Source organism: Bradyrhizobium brasilense (assembly GCF_029714345.1).
GTDB lineage: Bacteria > Pseudomonadota > Alphaproteobacteria > Rhizobiales > Xanthobacteraceae > Bradyrhizobium > Bradyrhizobium australafricanum.
This window is the reverse complement of record NZ_CP121669.1, coordinates 6987412-7008865: the sequence shown is the minus strand read 5'-3', so window position 1 is coordinate 7008865 and position 21454 is coordinate 6987412. Positions and strand designations below refer to the sequence as shown.

Here is a 21454-nt window from a genome sequence, read left to right as displayed (position 1 = left end):
TTTCTGCCCCCTCAACGCAGGACGTCTGATTTCCTAGCCGTTCAAGACAATCCACGTGAGATAAAAGCGCGGTTTTCCTTGGCGGGAGTTCAGATAAAGCTCTCCGTGATGAAAAATATGGGCAGGGGTGGCGGACTGAGTTTGCCCATCGGCGACGCGCAAGGTCAGTACATCGCAAAATTCCCTTCGCCCAATCTTGTCGGATTGTCGGAAAACGAGTTCGCCGTTCTGGCGCTGTCCGAAATCCTCGGAATGGATGTGCCGGAACGCGAGCTTGTCGAAAAATCCCATTTCGAAGGAATTCCTGAAGAATTCAACACATTGTCGACCGGCAGAGTCTTGCTGGTGAAGCGTTTCGACCGTGGATCCAAAGGTGCCCGAATTCACATCGAAGATTTCGCTCAGGATCTTTGGCCGGCAGCCACTGGCCGCAACAATTAGGACCCTGAGCTTAGCTCAGGTGTTTCCGCATGACTGACTCGGAAGCCGAGACGGCCTTCAAGGCTATCCGCGGGCCGATATCGTGGGCGGCGAAGGTAAGGTTGCTGAGGTGGACGGCGGCGGCTGAAATACTCCTCAGCCTGATTGTGCAAGTGCTGTCGAGGCTGTACGCCTCCTGATGATTGATCCGGCGCATGTCGGAGCGTTCATGCAGGCCATCCCAATAGGTGGTTCGCTATTTCGGCGACGTGAAGCCCGCCAACCTCAAGAGGATCGCGTTGACCGCCGCTTTACCCGTAACCAGAACGGCAAGAGCAAGGTCGCCATCCGCGAGCGCGGCGGCAATTCGGTCCCGTCCGTGTTCGGTTCCGAGAGGCAGGCCGCTCGTCAACGCCGACGAAGGGCGCCGGGCTGAGATCAATAGGCGTCGCGATGGTCCTCGATAAAGCGGAAGCTCACGTCCGGCTTCCGGCAAAAATCGCAATCGACCTCTTAACATGTCTCGCTCCATGCGCAGCCGTTCGTTCTCCTGGCGCAGCAGAGCGCCATTTCTGCCGTCACTTTCGGAATGAAAGCAGGTGGTCGGGGATGTTGGTCGTGGAGACGATGCGCCGCGAGCAGCCGGGATGCCTGCCGAGGGCAGTCGCAGACCTCATCGTGACTGCGTGACCAGCTCGAGCTGGAGCACGGCCAGAACGCTGATGTCGTGGCGGTGTTCGACGGCCTCGCCCGCAGCCTGCGCGGCCTGTACCAAGGCGGCCTCTTTGCGTTCGGTCATCAGTTTGTCGGCTTCGATTTGGGCCAGCTGCTTTTCACGCTCATCCGCGGGGAGCGCGGCGGCATCGTCGCTGTTCGTGTCGATCAGCTCGTTCACCTTTTCGGTCAGAGTGTCACGAAGGGCCCAACAAAGCAGCCCAATCACATCGGGAACCTGCCCAGATGCGGTGCCCACGACCCGCGTGTTCGCATGGGGGACGACAGCAATCAGATTGTGTTCCTGGAGGGTGTAAGGCCATCCGATCTCGCTGGTGTTGTCATCAATCATGGCCGAGATAGATGGCGCCCCACGTTCCGCCAAGCGTGCGATCAGCGCCGCGGCGTCTCGCTTCTTCGCCTCACTGGGAAATGGCGCACTGCGGATCCGGCGGGCGTCGGCTTCGAGCTCACGAATGTGCAAGCGCAGACGCTCGAGCGCGTCAATGATCCGTTCGCCCCGCTCTAGAATCTCCGACAGTGCGATTGGAGAGACGGAGGCAAGGCGCGCGCGCGACGGCAGGCCACCGTGAGCCAGAAAGGCCCGGCAGCGAGATGCCAGGATCCCGCAGTTCCGCATGCGGGCAGCAGCGGTCGCCTCTCGAGCGATGAGGCGACGCAACTTTTCGGTCAGCTCGCTGGCTTGCTTGTCGAGGTCACGGACTTGCTTGTCCTCCTTGTCCGCGCCGGGACGGTGGGCGCTGCGAGACAATATCAGCTGTTGGCGGTAGCTCTCGACGCGATGAAGCTCGGCACGAGTTGCGCGCATCTGCTCCTCAACCGGCAACCACGTTGAACGCGCATCCGCTGCACGATCCACGATCGTCTCAAAACGATGCCGAGCGCCCTCATCGGGCAGCAGGTCGGCGGCGTCATTATGCAAGAAACTCTGGAAACCTATGTGATCATTCACTTGTCGTCTCTCGCCGTTCCGTATCAGATGTCCCATTTTCGGGGCAATGACTCGCCGTGCATATTTCTATCCCGCTTTCCTCCTCCCGATTGTCATCGGTGTGACGTCGATTTACAGATCGAACCAACGTCAAGGAATTTGCGCTCGTTGAACACGATGACGTAATTGCGGTCGACTCTCGGGAGGAGGGTGCTCTCGCTATTTTCAAGCTTTGTCAGTCAAACGACGCCAATTGACCGCCGCTGACGACGAAACGTGCTGCTGCCCGGCTTGGCAAGAAACACCTTGCGCTGGGGCCTGAAGCGAGTTGATCTCCGATGGATGTACAATCGGCTTGATCTCGACGAGGGCCTGATCTGGCGGCGGGCTCGGCAACGATGGGTCCATGTTGCTATGGCCTAGGTGGAGGAGGCAGCCCCGGTTAGGAATCGGTTGGTCGTCACCTCCCGATGGCATCATTCCACACCAGTCGTTCAGCAAGCTCTTTGACCGACGAGGATAAGCGCAGCCTCGGGCTTGGCTGTCCTGCGGAGGTAACGGGATTAAGTCCAGGGGCAGGTTCATCGCGAATTTCTCACCGATATAGTTTGAACAATGCAAGGCAAGCCAGCCACGGCTCGGTGACCAAGTTCTGGCCGCCGCTCAATGTGATGGATAGGCAATGACAGCCTGCGCTTGGTGCGGAGGTGGTCGGCTTCACCAGCGGGCACCATAAACCTTCGTATCGTTCCATGCCCCCTTTAGATGCCCGGCGTTTCCCTACGTTCAATTGAGCCGCCGATACGATGGTCTTATTTTCAGGATGCGCGGTAGCGCCCCGCTATCGCTGCCCTCCTTGGGCGTTCCTCCCTAGACTTGGGTCGCTTGCGGCAACGTGGGCGGCCCTTCTTTTGTAAGCGGTAAGAAGACGCCATCAGGCGGTTGGTTCCACCGCATGACCGCGTCCCGCTGCTCTGCGAGCCATAAGCGATACGCTGAAGCGTTACAGCTGACCAAGCGAATGATCGACATTCTTCATCTTCATTGTCCGAAGCAGTGTTGCGGGCTCGCCCCGGCTCGTCGCCGCCGAAGTCTATGTCGGACCTTTGTTTGGCTACGGCATTGAAGCCTGGCCCCAATGTCGTGCCGCTGGTGCTGCTCTTGGTGCGGCTGTTGGGGCAGAAGCCAGTTGACCGATGTGGCAACTGTGCCAGATCCTGTTCCGTTCTGGCATCCCTGCTGGCTGTGTCACTGGAGTCAGACCTTTTAAAAGTAAGCGGCAAGCTGAGCCCGTCAGTCGGCGCGGCTCAATGGCATGACTGCAGGCCAGCTCACAGCTCGTGAGCATTCACTTCGAGGTCACCGCCCAGTTGTTGAAATTGAAGTTCATTCCTCCTGGTGAAGAAGTAATCTCGACACCGTATTGGACACCACCAACCTTTATGTCGCCAAAGTAGCCCTTCGACTTGATCCACTCTAGGACGCTTTTGATGTCCACCGTGCCGTTGTTGGTCTTCGAGGTGCGGAGCAATGAGATGACCTTGTGACCGTTGAAGCCTTCAAACACGTTCCAGGTCGCTCCACCTATGTCGACATTGCTGTAGACCGGGATCGCGGCTCCCGAAGGAGCGTAATGATACGAGATTGGCTTAACGTTGCCGCCACCGTCGGGATTTCCGGTGTAGTTTGTCCAGAGCATGATTTCGTGCTCGTTTGAGGTGTCCCAAATATCATAGGCGGTGTCCCAAGCGCCGCCGGTAGGCACTTGCTGGTTGAAGCTCGAGGTCAAACTCTTGATGGAGCTGAGCGGCTTTCCGACGTTGAAAGTCTCGTGCGGATAGCTCTTGATGCCAGGAGTGTTAGGCTGGTTCGACCACACGTCCCACTGATTGGCGGCGCTCACTGAAATCGTTTGAGGCCCAGCGCCCGCCCCCCATACGTCGTTGTTCCAAGAGTGGATACCGAGTGAAAAGCTACCGTATGGAGCGCTCGACCTCCAAATCGGAGCTTTCGCCGACCCTGGCGCGCCAACTGATGATGGCCTGGCTTCATTCACGACCTGCGTAAATCGGTCCTGATCCGTCTGTGTTTGGATCTTTCCCGTTGGGGACCCTGGCGAACCTGCACCACTTATCCGATTGATCTCCAAAGCGTCTCCTATCTGTTTTGAGAACAAAGTCTGCTGCAGACCCGCCGAGCACGTACCCCCAGGGTTCGTGGCCGGTTCAGTCGCAGGCGGCGTCGATAGCTAGAGACTGGGCTCGAATGCTAGGACGGTTGGCTTTCGAGAAGCTGACGAGTTCGAGACGAAAAAGTGAACTCCGCGCCGGTTTTCCGTCTCGGATGAGAACGCTCCATTTGGATGGCCAGCCTCGTTCGAACATACTCGGAGCGAACGTCCAACAAGGAGTGGGAGCACGCATTTCATGTGCCGGAGCCTGCAAATTTGGTGGCTGCTTCCAATTTCAATAACCGGCGACACCCTTATCGTTCATCGGTCTTTATTCGACTGAAAAGGACTAACCGAGGTGGGGTAGCTACCGGCGCAGATGTAGCGGTCAGCCGAAGGTGGAAAGAGCGCGATGCAGAAGCAACGTTCGAATCGGAATGCGATGAGAAGTCGTCGGGCCGCATGGGAAAGTCTTGAGTTAGCTGCTCCTTTTCGGCAATCAGCCGAACTCGTTCGGAAAAAAGAGCGAAGAACGGCTACCCCTCGGCAATGCCTCCCAGAAGCGCAATCTATCCGCTCCACTCTCGTAGCCGAGCTGGCTAAGCATGATTGGCTTGCCGCCGACGATCAGGCTGAGATAGCAGCTTCGCCGAACAAAATGAACGCGCGGGGGGCAAACAGATTGAACATATCGTCTTTAGAAGCGAGTGTTCGGCCGTGAACCTACGATACGTGACGCCGCAATTTTGGTGGGGCCAGATCACACATCCGGTAAAAGCAGAAGCCCTCGCTCCGTTCATGCGCTCGATGATCTGGCTAAAATCTGGTGCCTCGAACAGGTTATCGGTGTCGCTCCGGCGAAGGCCGCCAGGCAGGCTGTAATGGAGAGCGAAGACATAGGCGTATGCCGTGCACGCGCGCTTTCGTTGAAGCGCTTTTCATTGCCACCGCCACCCTCGTCCGCTACCAATGCGTTCGTGATCACATTCACAGTGAGGGGGCAGAGCGCCGTCCAGATCAAGCCCGCTGGCGTGCCGCTCCCGCGGCGGTTCCGCCATGGCGCAAGCTGTGATCAGTCAGTTTGCACGATTCGCCCTTCGCGTTCTCGACACCACGAAATTCCGCACGGCCTGAAGGGGATGGCGATCATGTGCAACAACGAAAGAGATCCAGCCCTGCGCAGCGGCTTTGCTGAGCGGCAGACCTGACGCCCGCCGCGAGCGCCAACTGAGGTCAGCCGTTCGCATGGCGACGAGATGTCGCTTGGTTCCAGCACCACTGCATTGATCCGGTGCAGGAACGCCATCGGCGCCCTCGGTGTCTACCAGGCTACATGCTAATTTGCGGAAACATGGCGATCCGCCCTGATCGCCATGTTTCTGCTCATTGGGAAAATGTTTGACCGTCGGCCGAGGGCGATGGCCGTTGCCCGGCGGCAGGATGGCGTGCCAACGGCGGATCGCCGTGCCCCTGCGCCATGTCCGGCCGACAAGGACAACCGCGAGGATCAGGTGGGCTGATCGGTGATATGCATGATTGAGAAATAATTGTCCGGGTGATGCAGAACATCGTCGGCATTCACATGTGAGAGCGTGATCGAATTGCCCTCTCCGAGATCAACGACCGTGGTATCAGGGCCAGCCGCCTTGATGTGACTGGCAAGATCGGCAAGCGTATGAATACCGGTGTGATTGATCCCGTCCTCAATATTCAGTTTATCTCCCACCGTGAAGTCCATCACGAAATCCTTGCCGTTCCCACTCGTGAACATGAAGTTGTCGTTGCCCTGATTGCCGAACAGAACATCGTTGCCCTGACCGCCGTATAGAAAATCGTCGCCTGCACCACCATGGATTGTGTCGGCTCCCTGATTGCCTTCCAGCTCATCATCGCCCCCACCGCCGGAGATCAAATCGTTCCCGCCTAGACCCTGAATAAAGTCGCTATCAGCAGTCCCAACGATGTGATCGTTGGTGTTCGTACCGCGGAATGCCATGTCATATTCCTTCGTCGTGTTTGCCAGGCGAGCCGTCGCGGATGTGATCAGGCTCGCGCTGATCGACATACACGTCAGATCTGACGGAAGCCTGACTTGGCTATGCCGTTGCAACACGTCATGCAATGGCGAGCCGTTGTGCAAGTGGTTTCGATAGCCTGGCGGCTCACACTTCTGATGCCGCATGAACAAAATTGGTACGCGAAGTAGCGAGACGCAGGTGTACAGGACAACACCGGTCGTATCCGGGTAAGCGGCGAAGGCTTGATCACGTAGACCGGCACTATTGGCAACCGGGCAAGTTCATGCTTGGGCGCTGTTCTCTCCACGTGGCAGACTGGACTTTTGCGAGGATGGCTTCTGTTGGCGGTCCAGCGCACCAAATCATTCTAGCGGCGGCACCGGAAGTGCTGCAATTCCAGACCATCAAAGATCGAGAAGTTCCGGTGCCATAATTGTTCGTTTTTGCAATGCCGTTCGCCATGCGGCGCACGCTTCGATGAGTCGCACCTGGCAGTGAGGGGGCGCGTCAGCTTCTCGACAGCTAAATCGGCTAGACTGGAAACGTGGAAGTATTTTGTCCCTGCAAAGCGACGTCAAACTGACGGATTGGGATGGTCCGACCTGAAGACAAAACCGTTGGATGGTCCAGACGTCTCGCGGACGCACTACGCTATGCACCCGGGAGCATTCGAGCTTCGAGCAGCGCCTGATGGATTGCAACCGCACGTGGCGAGAATGCCGCGCCGTCAGACCGCAGACACGCCTTGCTTGATCGCGCGCGGCCATGATTATGAAAGTAACCTCTGAGAACGAATTCCAGGTGTGTCCGCTCGGCATTATATCTCGGCGGCTGCATTTACGACAGCGCGCACCCTCCCAGAAACAGCACGTTTGCTGCTACCCGAACTCCGCCCGGCGAGCGGGAGGGGGTTTAACTTTCGACCATACCGATGCAAACCGACCGAAACTACCACAGCGTGATGGTGCAGCTGAAGAGAATTGGCAGAAAGAGAACACAAGCATACGTAACTTGTCGCGGTGTTCTCTGCTCAATCGCGCCCTGCGCATCAGATCTGAGCACCTAAGCCGGTGTTCCCGCAATTTTAGCGTAGGGACAGTTCGCGTATTTGACGGTAAGGCTGTCAAGGGAGAATGAAATGGATCCATCTAACAATATCAACCTATCCGCCGCTCGCACGTGCTTCGTCGAGCCGCAAGAGGCAGGGCGAGCAAACTTTGAGCAGCAGCTTGGACAGATTGAGCCAATTCACCAAACAGCAGCTCCACTGGAGGCTGGATCGTCCGGGATTGTGACGGACGGCAATAAGCGAGCGCGGGCTATCCAAGGTAGCGAAAGGTGCGCGGCTGAATCCTTTGTCAAAACGCGCGCTCAACTAGCCGCAACGCTGACCTGTGCAAACGTCGGGGCGCTCGGACGGGAGATCGAACTGGCTGCGCAACAAGCGGCAAAGTGGCCAACTGCGACTGGGCCGTCAGCCGGCAGTGTCGATCGCAGCGGCATTTTCGATGACAGGATGGCATCGTCGTATGTGCAGCTGCAACGTTTTCAAGACCACGCCGCCCATTGCAAGCCGCATGCGTTGGAGCATCAGAGCGCGACGGACCATTTGCGTTTCATGGCGTCTTTGCGTTACGAGCACGCCCCCTGGAATATTTGGGGAGGGCAACGACTTGATCTGGGTCGCACGGCGGCAGGGCACATGAGGGGGGACACAAATTTTTCGCCCTTTGTGTCACTGTCCGAGGACGCCTCGCGACTGCTGCTTTCGCCGGACGATGCCAACGAGTATGGCGCGAAAGCGATCGCGGAAAATGCGAACGAGTTGCACACCTACACGGTGCCGAGGGCCGCTACCTGGACGTCCGAACAGATCGTCGAGATACTTGAGGACGGGACTGAGAATGATGAACCCGATCTGGCATGGGTGAGCGATACGCCAACCGAGGAGCGCGAGGTACTGTTCCTGGGCGGCAATCTGGATGACTATCGGACCGCTAGCGAACCGAATCCATACAAGAAGCCGGAGACGGAAGGATGAGTGAGGAGGATCCGGCAGGAACATTTGTCCTGCCGATCTCGAAAGAGATGATGTCGGCCTGGTCCTTGGCGCGCGGGGGGCGCGTCTGCACGATGTAATAGTCGGCCTGGCCCCGAGCTCGTGTTGAACGACTTCTCGGCGTGACGCGATAGTCGTCGCCGTCGCGCGAGGCTTTCGACACATTGTACCATCAGTGCCCGCCGGTGGCGTGTTCGCTGGTGGAGTAAGTCTCGAGTAGGCCGCCATTGCTCTCGGCGGATAGCGGTTCGGCGATCGGGCTCGGCCCTGGCATCACATCTACACCTGTGGGCCATCCAGTTCGAGGCAAGGGACACAGAACACGTACCCTCTTGTTGTGGGCTTCGATCGGCCGGATGCACTAGTTCCAGCCCGAAGTTGGTGGGAAAAAGAGTGAATTCGCGACTACACCTAAGGCGGCCAATACTAGCGAACTCAACAGTAGTGTGGATGCGCCGGCGGCCTGCCGTATCCGCTCGTGGCTATCGACCAACGTTTCTGTCCTTCGCCCGCGCACCGAGGCCCGGCGGGCGATAAGGTTCCGCGTCGTGCCAATGGAATAATGAGCTGTCGATCATCTCGTTGATGCGCGATTTGTCGCCGCTGTTCCGTTCTCCGGCGCAGCGCTCTCGGAGCGAAAGGGCTAAAGCTTCCACGAGTAACTGTCTCAACAGGACGAAGGGTTCTCGCTCATCGCCCCGGCGTTCGACGTTCCCGGCCCGGCCATCGTTGATGGCGAGGTAGCGGTCGTCCATGAGGGGCGGACTAATTGCAGAGATTTGCAGGCCGTAGCTCGCCCGGAAAGCCAGGATCGTTTGCTTTACTCCGCCTTCGACCTCCTGTGGGTGAACGCCTAGGACGTGCGGACGACGCCGCTGATCGAGCGCAAGGCCATGTTGCAGGGACTCTTCGACACCTGCCAGCTCGAGCCGCCGGTTTCTTTTCAGTGACATGTCGAGGGTGATGGACAGAAGCTGTTCGAACACGCGGCGAAGTTCAATACGAGGGCATTATCTCGAAGAAGATGGACTGCGCCGTACCGCTCCGACCGCAACGAAGCCTGGCTGACAGCGAAGGCCGTCCGGCGGAGGCGAGTTTCCGGTTATCGGGTTTATCAAAGGCCCCACGAGTGTCGTCGCGCCGAATCTCGGAAAACAGGAGGGCAATGAACTGGTCCACATGGGCAAAGTCGCGCCCGGTTGAAATCGGGCGACGTCGAGCAAGCGTCGCAAGGCGCTGGACAGTGTAATTAGTCCAAAAAGTAAATTGAGTAAGCCGCTCAAGAAGCGCAAAGCGACCTGGGTAGAGCCTATTTTTACAGACGGAAATCGAATGCCGCGGACATGACCTCCGAAGTCTTCTTCGCGCGAGTGCGCCCAAAGGATTATCGCGGTCGTAACCTAAGTTGTGGAAACGATCATCATAACTTCATACGCTCATCGCAAAGGTGAGCTTTCAACGCTCCCGAGAAAATACGGAGCACCTTATGAAGAAAACCAGAAATAGAGCGAAGCAAACCACATCGCTGCAGGACCGGCTCAATGCGTTTGCCGACGATATCTTCCACAAGGCAGCGCGGCTTCCGCCAGGCGTCGAGCGCGACCAGCTGCTGAAGCGTGCGCGGAGGGCGGAGATCGCAGCTGACATCGATCAATGGGTATCGTCTTCAGGTTTGCAGTCGCCAACATAGGGCTTGGAGACTTCTCCTCCTCCAAGTTCTGTAAGGGCCCTCGTATCCGGCGGGGGCCCTTCGTTTTGGGAACGGTCCGCGGCGTTTTAGGACCATGAGTGCACACGTCCTTGTAGAAAATGCTGGCGGTTGGGCACTTCGCACTGGCCGGCGTCGACATCTGTCTGCCTCCCATGTGTATCAGATGGCAGATCTGAAAATCGACCCGATCGACCGGAGGATCAACAAAAGCGCAGATGCGCTGCTGGATAAGCTCCATGCGAAGCTGAGCGCTGGCCTTGTCAGCGAACCAGGTTGAGCGGGTGACATATCGCGCGTGACCCGCTCACGTATATCTGGAAGGCGTACGGGAATGATGAAGGCCCCGCGTAGGCGGGCCCTCAGAATTTATGCGTATACTGGCCGATTCGTATTGAGCCATCAGGGCGTCAATTGGAATGTTCCACTCCTTGCTAATGGTGCGCATCATTTCCAGCATCCGAGGTCGAATTCGGTTCAGTATATCAGACGCGCGATTGCGCCCGACAGGATAGCCGAGTGCGGATCGAGATTTGCCCAAGACACAATCGCAAGATGGAGGACACGACCGGAACGCCGTGTGCGGTGGAAAAATGCCCGTCCTCCTATTGCTCAATGAGCGAGGAAAGCACTTTGAAATGATCGCCATCGGGCGTGCCAGAAGTGGGTTCTGCCTCGAAAGAACGGGTTACTCTGCCTGAGGATGCTGGGGTATCTGCGGCATTCTTCGGCAGAGCGAACCGGGAGAAAGCATGCTCCCTCACGGAACACGAGGCCTTGGTCGCATGTGCCCCCGAAGTTAAGCCGAGATCTGACGGCCCATTCGTCGCAACGGCGTCGATGACGCCGGCACGGAGCCTAGCCTTCATACGGGTCTGAACTTGCTGAAAAACGCTTGCGCAATCGATGACCTTCCGGCGGCACATGAAGTTGCCACGGATGGTCCATGAATAGAATGAAACAAGACGGGCCCAAGTCGCAAAGCAAACAAAGCGGACCCAACGAATCGCGGACTGTTACTGTGGCACGAAGAATGCAGGCCTTCGGAATGCCCAGGGTGCCCTCACGTGGGCACGGCCACGATCGCAAGTTGAGGCCATGGCTGGCTACTGAAGTTGGTGAATCGCTGGAACTTAGGCAGCAGAGGGCGCCTGCTGGTGTAGATCCCAGCGGACTCGTATCACGCCGCCGAAGAGCCAATAGCGGGGCGCGCTAGGAAGGACATGAAGGGCCTCGGCAAATGAACGCAGAGAATAACTTCGCGGCGCGGCTCATTGACGCCGGACGCCTCGCAGCAATAGCACGTACATGCGGCCTGAAAGCTGACGTCTCATATTACGTCAATGAGGCGCTCAAGGAGCTTTGGCGAACCAACTCTCCCGAAGAGGCAAAAACGATTGCAGCGCGGTGGGTCTTGTGGGACGCAGATGGAAGGCCATGGCCGCGCATGCCCCCGCTGGAAAACGTGGTCTCGTTCCACCGCACCGCTACCGCATCGATCGTGAAGCCGCCGGCGACGCCGTTACAGCTAATCCGGGATTGGTTCGAAGCGCAGGATGACGAGATACGACGCGAAATCGCTGGCATGGCGATGCTTTTGGGCTTCGAATTTCGCGGTCCTCCCGAAAATGGGAGCCGAGAGAGGTGTGGGTATCTCCGGCGGTGGCTGAGCCAAGCGGGACTACCAAACCATACGGTCATTGGTCGCGCTTTGACGTTCCGCACATGTTTTGAGTATTTCGCGGAGAGCAGGTTCACCGAGTCGGGTTGGACGCGGTCCGAAAGGGTCGCTTTTAAAATTCTTGAAGATGCCAAGCGGGACCCGAACTCCGAAGCTGCGCACCTGGCTCCGATTGCCAAAAAAGTGCTTGATGCCTTGCCCGCTCGAAAAAGCCGCTGGATCGAGGTGCGGAAGTCCTGGAAACAACTTGCCGGTGCCAGCCTCACACTGCGAGCCCTCAGGGTTTGGAACGTCTTGCACATGGAGAGGGGGAGGCGGGACTCCAGTCGGGAAGTATAGCGGTGCAGCCGAACGATTTTAGCGAGGCACCAAGCGGTACGTGAATAGGCGGAATGTTATCCGATAGCCGTAGTAATCGAGAAGTACGGTGTCGGTGCGCATACTTAAGCCCCGTTTTGAAGAGCTGATGATTGAGCTGGTTGGCGTAGCCGGGGTCGAACTGACGACCAGGTCTTCAAGCAAGCGGCCGGCTCTGCCGCTAAGCTATACTATACACCCGATGCCGCCCGCCTTTCGCTTGGGCGGCTAGAACGCGATGCATTGTTAGCTTATGGTCCATGCGACACTTAGGAGAATATTGTTTATCGAAATCTTCGGCCCGCGCACGGTTGCGTACCACCGCCTGAGGCTAACGTCAGTCATACGCCTATGTCTTCAATCTCTATTCGCTCCTCCTCAGAGAAAAAATTGGGTACGCAAATAGGCGCTCGCAGGTCTCGGCGGCTGGTTTGAGACGTGGCGCGAGATCACTCCACTCACAGCGAAGATGGTCGAGGACTTCCTGGCCGTCCCCGCTTAGCCTCTCGAGTGCTGCGATCAGGCGCAAGCGAACTGTCGACGGAAAAGGATTCTCCGTCTGGATCTCAGCAAACGTCTCGGGGGGACCAGTCAACATGCGCCCGAGTCCCGCCAAGAGGAGGTGATAGGGTGCGGACCGACCTCAAGCTGCGCGGCGGCGATCAGGGTGAGACTTCGTATTGCGTCGGGGCGTCCTCCTGGCTGCTTGAGAACGACCGGGCAACCTATCCAACCCCGATCGCTCATGTAGCACCAAATATGCGGAAGAACCTCTGATTGTCGCTGGAGTCTCCAACCTGATCGCAGGAGCCCGCTTTCATTTTGCCAATGATTTTCGGGCGCCCTCGGATGCTTTCTGATCCGTCGGGTGAAGGTCAAACCAAGAATCGGGTGCATACGCGGCGATGAGCTTGGCAAAGGAGGATTGCGGCTTCCAATCGTGCCCTTCGCGCTTTTCGGAAAGGATGACTTCATTACGGATGAAATGGCCGGTTCCGGGAGCGTCAATCCCGCTGAAATAGAGCATAGGCCGCTGCGAGTGGGGGTCGATCGCCAGGCATCCCTGCGCGGAAAGCATGTGGCATTGTAGGGAGAGAGAGATCGTACCGCTCGAGAGGGCCGCAGCCGGTCATCGAGCAGATCTCGGGCGCGGCGGGCGTGCCGGTCGCCTGCTGACTGACGTGCTGAGGGCGACCGCTAGGCTTCGGCTGCTACGGAGAATGGCGGTGCGGCGGAAGGCTCTGTGCGAGCCGGCGTCCAAGCTGGCGGTTCGATCTACAGCCTCGGACAAGTCCATGCCCACCGGACCATCTAGCCGCGGACAGCAGATCGCAAGGTTTGTAAGTGGCAATTCGGATCCTTTCATATCCCACGCAATCATGAGGCGGAAATGATCAACATCACCGATGTTCCCGAGCTGAAAGCGCGCATCAGCGTGTGGGCGGCGCCGGCGGCAACGCCGTTAACAGTGCTTCATTCGGGTGTGGCCTGCATCAGCGACCTTATAGTCAAAGAGGGTCTAATCAACCTCGATCTTGCGGACGTTCTCTCCATCATGCAGGAGAAGGGCAAGGCCATGATGGGCAAGGGCGAGGCTTCCGGCGCCTCGCATGTGCTCAAGGCCGCTGTAGAGGCGATTTCCAACCCGTTGATCGAGGACCCAACTATCAAGCGAGCTAGCGGCCTCATCATCTCCATCACTGGCGGCAACGACCTAACACTGTTCGAGGTCGATCAAGCCGCTAGCCGCATTCGCGAAGAGGCCGACCAGGATCCCAACATCATCGTCGGCGCCACTTTCGATGAACGGCTGGAAGGTGCGGACCGGGTCTCGGTGGTGGAGACTGGCATCGATAATTTCGACCCATCGTGCCAAATACAAGCGGCGAAAGGCCCATTTCGGATTTCGCCGATAGACGGGGCAACGAGTTGTCGTATCGCCGCCCTGATGGCGCGTAGCACACCGCTGCCGCCTATGGAAAGGCCGGCGTGCCGCCCGATGGCGCGCTCTCCCCAAGAGATCGGCAACTCCGATCTGGGAGTACGAACGCAAGCCGTTGTAACTGCCTGGTGCGCAGATCTGTCGGCTTATGTCTTCGTCCAAATACCTTTGGCGTTTCGCGCGCACGCTCCTGATGCTCGCGGAGCCGCTCGGCTTGGAGCGTTGGTGTGGCCGGTGGCCCGCGCTGGCTTTCCACGTGGGCACAAAAGGGGATCTCTTAGGTTGCCACCATTGTTAGTGCGGCGATTTGCGATGAGAAGCCCACCCGCTGCCTCCAATGCGGCGGACCACTGCGCGGCACTAAATGGACACGATATGCTCAAGATCGATGGCGTGGTGCGAGCTTCACACGAAGAGTTGGCTTGAACTCCAGGCCGCGCTGGCCAAGCTGAACATTTTCACATTCCGATCACATTTCGATCATTCTCATCATCGGCCATGTCGACCGTCCACGTGGGTGCGAGGCATGAAACGCCGTTGGAGCGAAGGGCGTCAATGGCCGTCAGGATTGCAAGGCTCCGACGTGGTCTGACACTACCTGATCTGGTAGCTGCTCAAGCCGCCTCGTCGGTGGTTGAGTAAGGCGATGATGGACGAAGTAGGCAGAACTGAAACTGAACGACGAAGTTGTGGTCACCTCGTGCAGATTAGGAGGATGCAGAACCGCCTGCTCGAGGCGATCTCCATCTGACCGAACGTCCTCAGGCTATCTGCAGGGGTAGGATGTTTACGCGTGGAGACGCACTGAATGACCGAGCGGGATACGCACTCATCCTTGGCCGGCTGCAGACGGCTTGGCAACTCCATCATCAGGCCGGGCATGCCGCATCAATGCGGGTCCGCCGTGCAGGCCGAAGTGGCAGGTCCCTGCTGAGCGGCTATGCGTCTTTGGAGTCCCCAGCTGATCAGTCAGTGCCTCTGCGTCGATACTTGTTAGGATAAAGTCGAGAAGCAAAAATGTTTGGCGATGCGTTACCTCGCAGGGCGAATGTCACGGTCATCAAGACCTTTGATATTGACTATGGATTGTTCGCGTTCGCGATGGTCGCGCTGACGATTCTGTACGTCAGCGCGCGTCTGTATCAGCAGGCTTTTGGTTTCTCCATGGGGCTCGATGCGAACTCGCCGGAATTTGACCGATACTGGATGACGCTCTTCAGAATCGAGTTGCCAGTTCTATACGGCGCGGGCGTGCTCTGCTGGTCGTACCTCTTCCTGACGCGTGACAGAGGCATTGAGACCGTCACACCCGAGACCGAGTTGCGCAGGTACTTCTATCTGGCCATGTGGCTCGTCGTGTACAGCTTCTGTATCTTCTGGACGGGCAGCTTCTTCGCCGATGGAGATGGCGTCTGGCATCAGACGACCCTGAGGGACACGCCGCTCACCCCCAGTCACATCATTCTGTTCTATGCGACCATCCCGATCTATCTCTTCTTTGGGATCGGCAGCTTTGTCTACGCGATGACCCGGATCCCGGCCTTCTGCAGGGGGGTCTCGCTTATGCATGTGATTGCTGTAGTGGGGCCTTTCCTCATATTGCCGAATCTCGGTTTCAACGAATGGGGACATGCCTACTGGCTGACTGAGGAAATCTTCTCGCATCCGCTGCATTGGGGTTTCGTCGTTCTTGGATGGTGTGCACTCGCGTTGGCGGGCATTTTGATGCAGATCGTCGAACGGTTGAGAGAACTCATACCACTCGTGTTCAAGCAGGATGCTGCGCGAAGCCCGACGGACGCGAACCCGTTCCGCGACGCGTCGGAAAAGTGCGGTCCGGAAGCGCAACGACAACGATACAAGCCAACGACCGTTTCTGGACGGCGATCTATCTCCGGGAAGAGTAAGTCAACCCCAGCGGCGAGGGTAGAGTGACCTCAACGGCCGACATCGATGCGGTGGCGAGTGCGGAAAAGAATACCCGCTTCAAGGACAAGAAGGGTGAGACGGTCATTTCTGTCTCTGGTCTAACGCCCAGTGCAGCCAGATACTCTCGCCTGTTCGATGTCCTCGTCGTGGCGGCTATGGCGACTATCTTTGCGGGAGCAATCCATCTGCATGTTATGCTCACGGTCGGCGATTGGGACATGTATGTCGACTGGAAAGACCGGCAGTATTGGCCCCTGGTCATGCCTGTCTCCATGATCATGTTTCCTGCCGCCCTGCAGGCGATCTTCTGGGTCAACTTTCGTTTGCCGATCGGTGCGACGGTTGGCGCAACGGTGTTGCTCATTGCAACCTGGATCGGTCGTTACGCGAATTGGTTGATATGGACAGGTTTCCCCTTCACTGAAGGCGTGCCGTCACAGGCGCTCGCGGGGGCATTGTTGATGGATATGACTTTAATCGTCCTTCGCAATAGCCTGTTCACATCCATCATCGGCGGCTTTGCGTTCGGTTTCGTATTTTGGCCATCGAACTATTCCGCATTGGCTCCGTTCTATCTCCCGGTCGAGCACCAGGGAATGGTCGCATCGTTGGCCGACATGATCGGTTACACGTTTCCGCGTTCGAACATGCCAGAGTATCTGCGTATCATTGAGCGCGGCACCCTCCGCACTTTCGGTAGCTCGGTGAGTTGGGTATCGGCGGCATTCGCGGGCTTCATCTGCATATTCATGCACCAGCTTTGGTGGCGGCTTGGACTTTTTGCGTCCCAGGCAACGTTCCTCAAGAACAGCGATGTCGTCAAATCCTTCATGGGTATAAAAAGCAGCGTCGCGTCCTAAGGACATGAGCACGGGGACTGTAGGCATGCTGCTGAAGCTTATCAAATTCGCTGCCGTTTGCGTCGCATTCATCGCCGGCGTGTCTCATGCGGCGGCTCATGGCGAACGCGCTCAGGAACCGTACTTGAGGACCAGAACAGTGCAGTTCTACGATGTTCATTTCTCTAAAACTGACGTGAAGGTGAACGAACGTTTCGAACTGACGGGAAAATTCAGGTTGATGCAGGACTGGCCGGATGCGGTGACCCCGCCGGACATCGTTTTCGTATCAAGCATATCGCCCGGGCCGACCATTGCCAGGATCGAAACATACCTCAATGGGGAGCCAGCGAGGCAGTCTTTCGCGAGGCTGGAACTTGGCCGAGACTATGAGTTTCGAATGCTTCTTGCGGGGCGCACACCGGGCAGTAGCCACATTCATCCCTCGATCTCGATCAAGGGCTCTGGTCCGTTGGTCGGACCGGGGCAATGGGTAAACATCTCGGGTGAGGCGCATTCGTTCGCATTTCCGATCAAGACGATGACCGGTCTGCAGATCGAGGACTTGCAGACGTTCGGGCTGGCTCATGCGGTCGGATGGCATTTGGCTTGGCTGGCTGTGGCTGCGGCTTGGTTGTCGTTCTGGCTGGCTCGACCGCTGATTCTACCTCGATGGCTTGTCCTGCAGAAGGGGCGGGAGGATTTGTTGATTTCGTTGAGAGACACTGGAGCTGGGATCATTGTGGCGGCGATTGTTCTTGTCATGGTCTTCGGTGGCTATGTCCGGGCGAGCGCGGAATACCCATACAATGTGCCCCTCCAGAGCGGCTTGAACAGGGTCGCCCCGCTTGCGGCAAGCCCTGCTTACGCAGAAATCAAGGTCATATCGGCGACCTATGACGTGCCGGGCCGTTCGATGAGGTTGGCGACCCAGATAACCAACAAAGGGTCAGAACCTCTCTCGATTGGCGAGCTTACGACGGCAAACATTCGTTTCCTCAATCAGAGCCTCCCAGTGGCGATGGCGAATGTCGATCCGTCCTACCCAAGAGACCTCATCGCACGCACGGGCCTTAAGCTCAGCAGTGATACGCCGATCAATCCCGGTGAAACGAGAGAGGTGCGCGTTGAGGCAGCGGACGCCGTGTGGGAATTGGAGCGACTTGTCAGCTTCCTTACCGACGTGGACTCCAAGTTCGGCGGGTTATTGCTCCTCTATGCCCCCAATGGGGAACGCGTCATAGCAGAGATGGGCGGACCAATCGTGCCCGTATTCACCGAACTCAAGTAGGGCTTGGGTGTGTGAATGTCGCGAAGACGTCAGGCGCGAACGGCTGCGAGCCGAAGAGGGGCGTTCCGCACTGCGCGGGTGATGGCACTGGTCGCTCACATTATTCCTGCCGCCGTCCGCGAAGGTCATGCGCACGGAGCGGTGTCCATGGAGGCTGACCAATGCAAGCTGAAAGTGGACAGCTATTTCATGCATTTTACTGGCTATCAGCCGCAGAGCTCGAGAGCCGAATTTTGTGAGGACATACCGGAGGTCGGGCGAACAATCATCGTTCTCGATTTCGTCGACCAGTCCCTTCGAGACATCCCGGTCAGCGTGAATCTGGCTCGAGATGATGGCGCCCGAACGGTGGACACGATGAACACGCCATCCAGCATCCTCTACATTCCACCGAAGAAGTATCCGAACGGAACGATCAAGATCGACGTCAATTTCGAGCAAGCCGGCAGATATATCGGGATGGTGGCGATCGAGAATGGGGAGCGAAACGTGGCGAAATTTCCGTTCGACGTGGGACGAGGCTGGAGTCTGATACGCCTTTTGGCCTGGTGTCTGGTCCTCGTATCAGCCGCCATCGGAACGTTTCTATGGGCCTGGCAACGATACGCGATAGCACAAGATCTACCTGCGGCGAGCGAGAAGTGAAGGCGAGTAGTTCAATGAAAAGGTTCGTGATTGTGCTGATGGCTGCGCTGATCGGAACGCCGAGTGCAGTCCTCTCTCATGCGCATCTCATGCGATCGACGCCGCAAGATGGCAGTCGAGTTTCAGCGCCGATCGAGGAAATCGTCCTCTCCTTCACCGAAGCGCTCGAGCCGCTGCTCATCCATGTCACCCTCTTTCGCGATGATAAAGCCGTGTCAGGGCTTTCGCAGCCCTTGCTAGCCGACAATGGACGAACCGTGACTATTTCACCGCCCCATCTTTCTGCCGGGCTCTATACCGTCAGTTGGAACGTTGTCTCCATTGATGGGCATCGCACGGAAGGCAAGTTTAAGTTCGTCTACTGGGAACCTTGATGGAAACAGTCCTCTCACTTGCGCGAGGGACTGCTTTTGCCTCCACGGCAGCTTTCGGCGGGGTTTGCTCGGGTCTGGCGCTGTGGCGCGATGGACTTGAAAGCCGCACCCGGTCGCTTTTCACGACGATCGCTTCCACCGCAGCATTCGCAGGATTCGCCCTTGGTGTCCTGTTCTTAACGGTTCGGACCGTTGCGATTCTTGGTAAGCCGCCCTCGGCTATCAACTTCAGCGACGTGCTCTTCATCATTCTTGGCACCCGGTTCGGGAGAGCTCAGCTTGCAGCGCTTGGATGCGTGCTCGTTGGTGCCGCGAGCTTGCGACTTCTGCACAAGCCAGGTCCTGCCGCGATTGCCGGCGTATTGTCGCTGCTAATGGGATTGTTCTCGAGTCACTCGGCGGCAGGCGGGACTATTGCAGACCTCGTGATCAATATAGCTCACGTTGTTGCAGCAGCGCTCTGGTTCGGAGGACTGTCAGCCCTCGTTGTCGCAATGGCTCACCAGTCAGCGTCGAGGCCTGAAGGGCCGTCGAAGCGGCTCAGCGGCTTTTCGAACATTGCGCTGCCACTGATGTTGCTCGTGGTCGCGACCGGCGTTACTCTAGCGATTGAAAACGTTGGGACTTGGCCGGGTTTGGTGGCGACTGAGTATGGCTGGCTCTTAATGGGGAAGCTCGCTTGTGTCGGCGTGGCCCTGATCTGTGCGGCGTTTGTCCGGCTGAAGCTCTTGCCGCTGCTAAAGTCCGAGAAATCAGTTCCTCCGCTCGCGATGGTCTTGAAGACCGAGCTAGCCTTCGCATGTCTGGTCACACTACTTGCAGGGTGCCTGTCTCAGGCGATTCCATCGAGACACGTCGAGATAATCTGGCCGCTTTCGTTTCGTCTGGATCCAGCGGTTGCGTGGCGGACGATTCCGGGAAGTCGCCTTCCGGCCATTGGCGGCTGCGCTGCGCTGTCTGTGGCGAGTATGGCCGCCTTTGTGCTCGGCAGCGCGGGAATGTGGCGATGGGCGACGATTGTTGCTGCCGCTGGAGTTGGCGTCGGAGGTGCTTTCGCGCTGCCTGCGTTGTCAGTCCCAGCCTATCCGTCGACCTACGCGACGGTTCCAGTGCCGTATGACGCGGAAGCAATCGGCCGGGGATACGATGTATTCCGTGCAAATTGCGTAGCATGCCACGGCCAAAGGGGCAGAGGCGATGGCCCGCTGGCAAATGATTTGAAGCCGCCGCCTGCCGATCTCACCGCGCCGCACACGACCGCTCATACGATGGGAGACATGTACTGGTGGGTGAGCTATGGCTTCCCATCCTCGGCGATGCCGGGATTTGCCGACCGTCTCTCGGACATGGACCGTTGGCGGGTAGTCGAGTATGTGATGGCTCTATCACTTGGCTATGAAGCAAGAGTTCTGGGCCCCGAAATCGCGGCGGGGCAGCCGTGGCTGCACGCGATCGACTTTCCGACGTGCAGCGGCGTTGCTCCGACAGAGAACTCGAAAGGGGGGAGCGATGGGTCCGCAAAGCTGGTGTCGATCTTCCGGGATGGCGCTCGAATGCAGCACCTCGATCAGTTGATGCAACATGAGCGCGAGATTGCGCGAGCAGGTGGAGTGATCGTCGCGGTGCTGCCGTCTCCTTCCGAAAAGATCGCGTCTGCCGGCGTTGTCAGAAATGTCTGTGTCGTGTTCGACGTGGATCATCGTATTGCCGCTGCATGGAATCTATATCGGCGCACGATGAGTAACCCTGGCTCCCATGACGACGATTTGCCGCCATCGATCATCGAGTTTCTCATCGATAGATTCGGGTTCGTGCGCGCGCGCTGGCGTTCGGATGAGACGGATGGGTTGGCCTCGCCCTCCCAATTGGTCGAAGCCATGACGCAACTTCGAGCCGAACCAGAGATAAACAAGAGAGGCATTCATGATCATTAGTGTGCAGGTAGATTATCATTTCGCATGCCGTCTGGCTCGCTTTTTGCTTCGGTGACTGAAGCTCGCGGTAAGCATGACACTCACTCGGGACATCCCGTCGATCACTTGTGACGGGAGCGGTCTGGGGCCGGCAAGATCTCAGGGCATGACAGGCCATGACAAAAGATCCGCGTCATACGGCGGATTGCAGCACGACCAATCTCGGCGGTCTTCAGGGAGCCAAATCTGTCTACAAATCAGAACCGCAGATGGACTTGCGCTGATGATTCCTGCGCCAGCGTGCTGCTCCCCGACCGTGCTTACAGACGTTTCGTGGCTACTCCATCCGCAAGCGTCCATCGGCGATCTCTAAACGGTCATATGGTCTGATGACCGAGGCTTTGAGGCGAGTGATAATGGTCGGATACAGCGATCACCTCTG

At 57.7% G+C, this 21454-nt stretch carries 15 protein-coding genes and 1 pseudogene; 10 read left to right on the top strand and 6 right to left on the bottom strand.

Translation table 11 applies throughout. The features are described from left to right. Nucleotides 1-63 precede the first annotated feature (63 nt). A pseudogene (locus QA635_RS32545) lies at nt 64-405 on the top strand (HipA domain-containing protein); the annotation flags it as partial. A 688-nt stretch (nt 406-1093) separates the two neighbouring features. Here the strand turns inward: QA635_RS32545 and QA635_RS32540 are convergent. From QA635_RS32540 to QA635_RS32530, 3 genes are all read right to left on the bottom strand, one after another. Beyond that, entirely contained in the window at nt 1094-2107 is a 1014-nt protein-coding gene (locus QA635_RS32540) for a hypothetical protein (protein ID WP_283063741.1), read from the bottom strand. 1327 nt (nt 2108-3434) lie between these two features. Continuing rightward, complete coding sequence (locus tag QA635_RS32535; RefSeq protein WP_283063739.1) at nt 3435-4142, bottom strand: glycoside hydrolase family 12 protein; 708 nt, start codon at nt 4140-4142, stop codon at nt 3435-3437. Between the two features lie 1621 nt (nt 4143-5763). Then, nucleotides 5764-6321, bottom strand: coding sequence for a calcium-binding protein (locus QA635_RS32530; protein ID WP_283063737.1), 558 nt, complete (start codon nt 6319-6321; stop codon nt 5764-5766). A 1091-nt stretch (nt 6322-7412) separates the two neighbouring features. Between QA635_RS32530 and QA635_RS32525 the strand changes: the two genes are divergently transcribed. Further along, nucleotides 7413-8315, top strand: a complete 903-nt coding sequence (locus tag QA635_RS32525) for a hypothetical protein (protein ID WP_283063735.1) — start codon at nt 7413-7415, stop codon at nt 8313-8315. Between the two features lie 500 nt (nt 8316-8815). On the opposite strand, the gene QA635_RS32520 is transcribed toward QA635_RS32525, so the two are convergent. Then, entirely contained in the window at nt 8816-9319 is a 504-nt protein-coding gene (locus tag QA635_RS32520; protein ID WP_283063733.1) for a hypothetical protein, read from the bottom strand. A 434-nt stretch (nt 9320-9753) separates the two neighbouring features. Beyond that, nucleotides 9754-9987: a hypothetical protein gene (locus tag QA635_RS32515; RefSeq protein WP_155258794.1), complete on the bottom strand. Its 234-nt coding sequence runs from the start codon at nt 9985-9987 to the stop codon at nt 9754-9756. A 1294-nt stretch (nt 9988-11281) separates the two neighbouring features. Between QA635_RS32515 and QA635_RS32510 the strand changes: the two genes are divergently transcribed. Continuing rightward, a complete protein-coding gene (locus QA635_RS32510; RefSeq protein ID WP_283063729.1) occupies nt 11282-12061 on the top strand; it encodes a hypothetical protein in 780 nt (259 codons plus the stop codon). Nucleotides 12062-12896: 835 nt separating this feature from the next. Here the strand turns inward: QA635_RS32510 and QA635_RS32505 are convergent. After that, nucleotides 12897-13106 carry a hypothetical protein gene (locus QA635_RS32505; RefSeq protein ID WP_283063727.1) on the bottom strand — a complete coding sequence of 70 codons (210 nt, stop codon included), beginning with the start codon at nt 13104-13106 and terminating at the stop codon, nt 12897-12899. Between the two features lie 363 nt (nt 13107-13469). On the opposite strand from QA635_RS32505, the gene QA635_RS41845 reads away from it, so the two are divergent. The 7 genes from QA635_RS41845 to QA635_RS32470 all read left to right on the top strand — a co-directional run bounded on the left by QA635_RS41845 (nt 13470) and on the right by QA635_RS32470 (nt 21033). Then, nucleotides 13470-14447 carry a cell division protein FtsZ gene (locus QA635_RS41845; protein ID WP_425249077.1) on the top strand — a complete coding sequence of 326 codons (978 nt, stop codon included), beginning with the start codon at nt 13470-13472 and terminating at the stop codon, nt 14445-14447. Nucleotides 14448-15038: 591 nt separating this feature from the next. Beyond that, nucleotides 15039-15956 (top strand): bacterial ammonia monooxygenase, subunit AmoC, encoded by a 918-nt coding sequence (gene amoC / locus QA635_RS32495; RefSeq protein ID WP_283063725.1) that lies wholly within the window; start codon nt 15039-15041, stop codon nt 15954-15956. Next, nucleotides 15953-16810 (top strand): methane monooxygenase/ammonia monooxygenase subunit A, encoded by an 858-nt coding sequence (locus QA635_RS32490; RefSeq protein WP_283063723.1) that lies wholly within the window; start codon nt 15953-15955, stop codon nt 16808-16810. The genes amoC and QA635_RS32490 overlap by 4 nt, the downstream gene beginning before the upstream one ends. A gap of 25 nt (nt 16811-16835) precedes the next feature. Beyond that, on the top strand, nt 16836-18080 hold the full coding sequence (gene amoB, locus QA635_RS32485; RefSeq protein WP_283063721.1) for a bacterial ammonia monooxygenase, subunit AmoB: 1245 nt from the start codon (nt 16836-16838) through the stop codon (nt 18078-18080). Between the two features lie 81 nt (nt 18081-18161). Further along, nucleotides 18162-18725: a hypothetical protein gene (locus tag QA635_RS32480; RefSeq protein ID WP_283063719.1), complete on the top strand. Its 564-nt coding sequence runs from the start codon at nt 18162-18164 to the stop codon at nt 18723-18725. Between the two features lie 14 nt (nt 18726-18739). Next, nucleotides 18740-19099, top strand: a complete 360-nt coding sequence (locus QA635_RS32475) for a copper resistance CopC family protein (RefSeq protein WP_283063717.1) — start codon at nt 18740-18742, stop codon at nt 19097-19099. Then, the gene (locus QA635_RS32470; RefSeq protein ID WP_283063715.1) at nt 19099-21033 is read left to right on the top strand and encodes a CopD family protein; all 1935 of its coding nucleotides are present in this window, start codon (nt 19099-19101) and stop codon (nt 21031-21033) included. Before QA635_RS32475 ends, QA635_RS32470 begins: the two co-directional genes overlap by 1 nt. Nucleotides 21034-21454: the final 421 nt, after the last annotated feature.